The organism is Ensifer sp. SSB1 (assembly GCF_016652895.1).
In the GTDB taxonomy this organism is placed as follows: Bacteria; Pseudomonadota; Alphaproteobacteria; order Rhizobiales; family Rhizobiaceae; genus Ensifer.
In genome coordinates, this window is sequence record NZ_JAEPRP010000222.1 from 1 (window position 1) to 6,808 (window position 6,808).

General features: G+C 62.9%; 2 protein-coding genes and 1 pseudogene. All 3 read right to left on the reverse strand.

Going from position 1 to position 6,808, the window contains the following annotated elements:
• Nucleotides 1–875, reverse strand: a pseudogene (locus tag I8N66_RS33320) (2,3-bisphosphoglycerate-independent phosphoglycerate mutase); the annotation flags it as partial.
• Nucleotides 876–940: 65 nt separating this feature from the next.
• Entirely contained in the window at nt 941–1,111 is a 171-nt protein-coding gene (locus I8N66_RS33325; protein WP_291163579.1) for an SDR family oxidoreductase, read from the reverse strand.
• A gap of 257 nt (nt 1,112–1,368) precedes the next feature.
• Nucleotides 1,369–6,808 (reverse strand): DUF6531 domain-containing protein (locus tag I8N66_RS33330; RefSeq protein WP_291163582.1); only part of this gene is annotated, 5,440 nt, incomplete at its 5' end.

Genomic DNA, 6,808 nt, shown 5'->3' on the forward strand with positions numbered 1-6,808 from the left:
GTGCCGTAGGAAACCATGCCGACCCCAAGAGCGATGTCCGCCTTGCGCGACCGCTCGAAGCCGTCGAAATCCGGCAGCAACAGCGCCGATAGGATTTCGCGGACGCGGTCCGAGCGGAAATTGGCGCAAAGGATCGCATCGCCATTCTGCAGGCCGCGATAATCGCCAATCACGCTCGGCGTCAGGAATTCATCCGTCTCGCCACGCACCGCCGCCGCCTCGAGCGCCTGTTCGACGGAGGCGGCGGGAATGCCTTTGCCCTCGACGATCGCGGCATAGGCTGCCGCAACGCGATCCCAGCGATTATCGCGATCCATGGCATAGAAACGGCCGCTGACCGTGACGAGCGCCGTATCCTCGGGAAGCCCGTCGGCAAGTTGCTTCAGATAATCTCCGGCCAATCCGGGCGGCGTGTCGCGTCCGTCGGTAAAGGCATGGACGACCGAACGGATGCCAAGATCGCGAAGCGCCCGCGCAAGGGCTGCGATATGAAGCAGATGGGCGTGCACCCCACCCGGCGATACGAGACCAAGGAGGTGGCACACGCCGCCCGTGCGGCCGAGCACATCGGGCAAGCCGCTCTCGGCAAGACGTTGGCGCAGGCTGCCATCGGCAACTGCCGTGTCGATACGCGGCAGCTCCTGCATGACGATGCGGCCGGCGCCGATGTTGAGGTGACCGACCTCGGAATTGCCCATCTGTCCCTCGGGCAGACCCACGGCAGGACCGTGCGTCGTCAATAGAGCATGCGGGCATTGCGACCACAGACGATCGAAATTCGGCGTGTTTGCCTGCAGCACGGCATTGCCATGCGGCTCTTCACGCCAACCCCAGCCATCCATGATCATAAGGACAGTCGCTCGTTTCTCGCTCACTACATGCCTCCATCGTTACTGCCGCGGTCTTCGGTCATCTCCTCGCGCCGGTCAAGTACCGATGGCTATCCTTCGCTGCCGGGCATGAGCGCAGAGGCGCCACCATCCACAAAGAGCGTGGTTCCATCGATGAAGTCTGAATCGGAGGAGACGAGGAACAGGATCGCGCGGGCCAGATCGTCCGGAACGCCTGGCCGGTCGCGCAGGTTGACGACAGAACCGGTCGGGTCGAACACGTCCTTGCCCACCGGCGAGCCGATCTTGTTACATCGGCGAATTCGATTGCGGCCATCAGCAAGCCCCCTCCCCGGCCATGGCCGACCTCAGCCCCAATCGCCGATTCCGTTCGTTTATATCGGGAGTTCCGGTACGAACTCGATTGGGGGCCCGCCCGCAAGCGCAAACCTCATTGGTCCCTATGGCCAGTTGAGCCGTCCGCCCGGAAAGACGCTCGCTGGCGAAATACGGGGAACACCTGAGGCGAGCATATAGCCTATTTCTTGCCGCCGGCGGACGAGGGTTGCGGCATCTGCATCCAGAAGGGTGGCTTGGCGAACCAAGGCGCCGAATAGCTCATGCTGGTACTCTTGCTGAAATTGGTGAAGTCGTTCCAGAGCCCCAGCGCTTTGCCGTTGCCCATGCCCTTGAAACCGCCCTGCGCCAGCACGTCGCCGGCGTAGTGGGAGCAATTGGCGCAGCCGAAATCGAACTGCTCCACGCCGGTGCCAGGCATGCGCCCTTTGGCGTAGCTCATCGCCTGATCGACCGAGGCTCGCGGAATCCGCATTGTATTATATTCGAAAGGTCGTCCGGGCATGTAGTAGGGCGGCTTGCCATCAGCCTCGTTGAAATCGGCGAAGAGAAGCCGCTTCGGTCCGTTCGGCGTGTCGATCGTTGGGCCGCGCATGCCGTTCTTTTCGGTGAACCAGAAGCCGCCGCCGTCCTTTTCAAGAATGATGGCGACATGGCCGTCCGGTCCGCCGATTGACTTGGCAAAGCCGACACCGATCTCCTTTCCGGTCGGCGCCGGCCAGAAATTGTCTAAATTCTCTCCGATCACGGTGAAACGGTTGGCCCTTACACCGAAGCTGTCGGCCGGACCGAGGCCGCGCGCCTGCCCATAGTAGGTACCTTTGCCGAAAGTAGCACCGCGGACGTTCTTCGAAGCGAAGGGCAATAGCGAGGTGACGATATCGAAAGTGCCCGTCGCGTAGTTGCCCTCGCTATACTGCTCGATGCCTCCGGCGACGCCATAGGCGGCGAGCGGAACGGCAAGTTCCGGAGCAAAGACGAGCGCCGGGGCGATGACGGCACCGAGACCCATGGAGATGCCAAGTTCGCTCCACGAGAACCCTTCAGCGCGTTTCCTCGGATCCTCCGACATCTGGATGCCCTGGCGCACCGCGTTGATGCCGCCGGCAACGAGAGCGCCCACCGCCATGACGGCGAGAATGGCGAGGAAGGCGAACTCACCATCCGGGTCTATCAGGTCGATCGGGTTCTGCGCCGCATAGACATAGAGCGATGGTGAATTGGCATAGCCCTGCGGGTCAGGCGACAGGAACAGCCCGTGCGTGTAGTTCATCACCCGCCGCTTCGCGAGATAGAGGCCCGTCGAGGCGAGATGGCGCTGGCCGCCGAAGATCGGCTCGATACCGAAAATGGAGCTGGGCCGAGCCGAGCCGCCGGGATCGAAGATCGATGGGGCGCCGAAGGGACGATAGCGATAGGTCTCGACCAGCGAGCCCTGGTCGTCGGCGAGTGCGACGAGATTGTGCCGCCCGTCGAACAGAGTGAAATGGGTCGAGCCGACGCCGTGATAGGCGAGCGGCAGGCCCGTCGTCGCGTTGACGGTCCTTTGCCGCATGGCGACGCCGCCCTCGCTCTCCTGATCAGCGGAATCGCCGAAATAATGCAGCCGTCGTGGCGGACGGCCTTGCTCGCCGATCACGGCCGGGCGTCCGAGGCCGTCATAGGCAAGGCTTAGCACCGTATTGGCGCCCGATTTCACCGTGGTAATGCGACCAAGCGCGTCAGCGCGGTAGGCGAAGACGCCATCGCCGGCAAGCACGCCCTCGGCCGAGTGACTGAAGGCGGAAATTCCGTCGCTCTGGATACGGTGGCCGGGGAAATAGCTGTAGGCGCGACCCGGATCGCCCGTGTGGGTGGCCGTCAACCGCGCATCGCTCTTGTCATAGCTGAACGCTTCGGTCTCGGCCGCGCCGGCCGAAGCCGCCGAGGCGCCGGCAATCGCGGTATCCTGGTCGGCCTGCACAGATACGGCGGGAAGCGGTAGCGCGAAGCCCTTCTTTGCGCTCGCCAAGCGGTACTTCGAGTCGAATTCGAAATAGGACAGTGCCGAGGTTTGCCCAAGCAGCGCCTCGATCCGTCGCCGGTTGGCCTTGTCGTAGCGATAGAGGATGCGCTGGTCAGCGCCGGCCGGACTTGTCGCGGCAAGATCGACGAGACGCTTCCGCTCGTCATAATGCGCCCGGATGACGAGGGAGCCGGGCAGATCGGCCGTGCCAAAATGGGCGCTGCCGCTTGGCTTCAGCAACGCGATCGGCGTGGCTCCCGAACCGAGTGTACCTGCGGCCGTTTGCTCTATCTTCGTGACGGTACCGTTCAGATCATGGCTGTGCTTTTCCGTGCGCCCATCCGGCCATAAGCGGAGTACCTCGCCACTTGCCTCGTCGAAAATACGCTTCATCGTCACGCCGCCGCTCGTCTCGCTGACCAACCTGTTTCGGCTGTCGTAAGCGCGAAGGACTGTCTCGGCGCCAAGGTCGGCCCGCACTACCCGCCCGAGGCCGTCAAAGCGGAATTGGTGCGGCGGAACGGCATCGACGCCGACCGGCACGGCGGCATTGCTGATCGACGCCAGCCTGCCGGCCACATCATAGGCGTAATGGAAGGCGCCGCCGCCGCCGAGCGTTTCCTGTGCGATCCGACCATCGGCGCCGTAGCTCAGCGTCGTCGTGACGCCGCTCGGATAGGCGGTGGTCCTCAGCCGGCCAACACCGTCATAAGTATAGGTCGATATCTCACCGATCGGGTCCGTGTAGCGTAACGGCCGCGCCAGCGGATCGAGCTGCCACTTATGGACGACGGCGAGCCCCGCAGAGTCATAGACTTCCTCGATGCGCTGACCGAAGGCATCATAGGCGATCGTCTTTATCCGGCCGAACACATCTTCCTGCCGCACCATCCGGTCTGCTGCGTCATAACCGAACTGCACGGCCGAGCCGTCCGGGTCGATCGCGGCGCTGCGGCGATTGCGGGCGTCGAATGTGAACTGCTTAACAATGGAAGAGATCGACCCGTTCGGCTCGACATGCCGGCTTTCCGTGCGGATCAGGTTGGAAGCGCCGTCATACTCGTAGCGCTGCTCATTACCCATCGGGTCGTTCTGGCGGACGAGCCGGCCGAGCCCGTCATAGGCGAAGCGTGTCTCGCCGCCGCGCGGCCCGACGATGCGGACGAGCCGGTCGTTCACGTCGTAGAAATAACGGGTGACCACGTCGACCGCCGCCGCCGGATTGTCGGCAAAGGAAGAGATTGTCTCTTCAACAAGCCGGTATTTCTCGTCATAGCGATAGCGTGTGTCGGCCAGGGTCCGCACGACGCCGGAACCGTCGTCGCCGACCGTCTCGACGCGCTCGACGAGGTCACCGGCGCGCCATGACTGCCGTATCTCCGTTCCGTCCGGATGCCTGGTTTTCTGCAACCGCGCGAAACCGTCGAGATCGAAATGCGTTGCAAGTCCGTCCGAGGCGATCTCCTGCGTGACGCGGCCGCTCCGGTCGTGCACGTTACGGGCCGAAAGGCTGGTGCCATCACTGCCGGAACGGGTTTCCTTAATAATGAGCCCCCGCTCGTCGAAGACACGACGGATCACCGTGCCGGCCGGGTCAATGGTCCGTACGGCGAAACCGCGGAAATCGTAGCAGGAGGAAACGATCCGAGGCGCCGCGGTGTTTGCAGCCATGACCAGCCTCAGCGGGAAGCCCAGCACGTCACGCTCGAAGCGGTCGACGATGCGCGGCCCTAGCCCTGGCTCCGCATAGTCGCCGCGCGGCCGCTCGATCGCGGCAAGCTTCCGGTCCGCATCGAAATGCAGATAGACCCTCGGATCGTCGCCATTCACCGGCGGCGGCGAAACAATCTCGGTCTGTCCAAGCGCATTGACGCTCTTGATGGTGGAATGACCATTGCCATCCCGCACGGTGGCGTCATAGCCAAATGCGTCATAGCCCGTCTCGTTGACGAGACCGAGGCCGCCGACATCGAAGACCTGGCCTACCAGGCGGCTCGCACCCCCGCCAGCATTGCCGTAAATCATCTCGTTGCGCGTGCCGTCGGGTAGGATGGTCGCCGTCGTCTGCCCCCTGGGATTGTGCTCGAAGCGGGTCGCGGACACCTGCACCGTGCCGTCCGGCAACGTGGCATCGGGATGGCGGATGCGCTTCAGCTTACCGGTATTGGTGAGTGCTCCGGGCGTCACGTCGAAATCGTAGTCGTAGCGCACAGGCGAGCCCGCCTCGTTCTTCTCCTCGACGAGAAGCTGATATTTGGGTTCATAACCGCCGCGCCAGACGATCCGGCTTGGTGCTGGGAAGCCGGCGGTCGCTGTGATCTCGCGGCGGAGCAGCTTACCGCGCATGCGCGGATCGGCGCTGGCATCGTCGAAGATAGCGAGTTCGGCGCTTCCGTCGGGAAGCGTCGTCGAGATGAGATTCCCCTGGCTGTCATAGGCATAATTGATAGCAACGACGCGGAACGACAAATCCTTGACGAGCCGGTAGCGCCGGTCGAGCAGATCGCCACGATAGTTGAACGTATAGGTCTCGACCCCGAAATCAGGGTTCATCACCTCGACCTGTACCGCACCGATATTGATGAACAGCGGATCGTCCTGCACATATTGCAGTTGCGTGTAGCAGAACTGGAACAGGTAATCGCCGTAGAGTTGTTCGCTCACCCTGGCGAATCCGAACGACGCCGGATCGTCCTCATAGGCATTTTCGAGATAAACATTTCCATCGGAATCCGCGACGCGGACGATGTTGTGGCGGATCAGCGGATGATCGAACGGATCGGCATAGACATAGATGCGGTCGATGCCACCCGGATGATCGTTTGTCGCGGGCGAGACGACACGAGTGAGTTGCATCGTCTGTTCGTCATGCTCATAGATCCACCGCCGGCCGGCGGCGTCGCTGATCGCGACGACTAGGCCGCAATCGTCATAGTCGAAATGCAAGTAGCGATCATCGTCGTCGCGCACCTCGGCAAGCCGGTTCTCGCCATCATAGCTGAAGCGCAGAGCATTGCCGTGGCGATCCGACAGCCACAGGATCGGGATGCGCTCGGCCTCCGTCCAGCCAGCGGGACGTTCAAAGCGCATCGTCGTTCCGCCCTCGCCTAGCACATCGTAGGTCTGCGCCTGTCCGGGCACGGGCTGCAGCTTCTCGAATATGCCACGCGGCGGCTCAAAGGCAGCACCGCTCGGCTTGAAGATGTCCTCGTGCAGATTGCGCCAGAGCGCCATCGTGCCGTCGGAAAGCTCGCGCAGGTAGAGATTGTAGTTGTGATCGAAATTCCAACCGAATGGGCCGAACACCGCGATTCCGCTCCGGTAGGTGCGCTTCACGACGAGAGGCAGGATCGTGTTGGGTATCTCGAGATCGGTGTCGTCAAGGAAGAAGGCACCGTTGAAGATATCGACGGGGTCGCCCGCATCGGTCTTGGTCTTTGGCTTCTCGGAAGAGACCTGCTTCTCGGCTTCGCCCGCCGGCGGACGCGTCTGCTCGTCGCCCGGGGCGGGTAGTGCATCGGGTTGCGTGTCCGGTGTCTCCTCGCCCTCGGTGCCGGCCTCCTTCGGCGCCGGGGCTCCCTGTTTGGCGCCTGAATCTCCGTCCGTCGCATCCGGC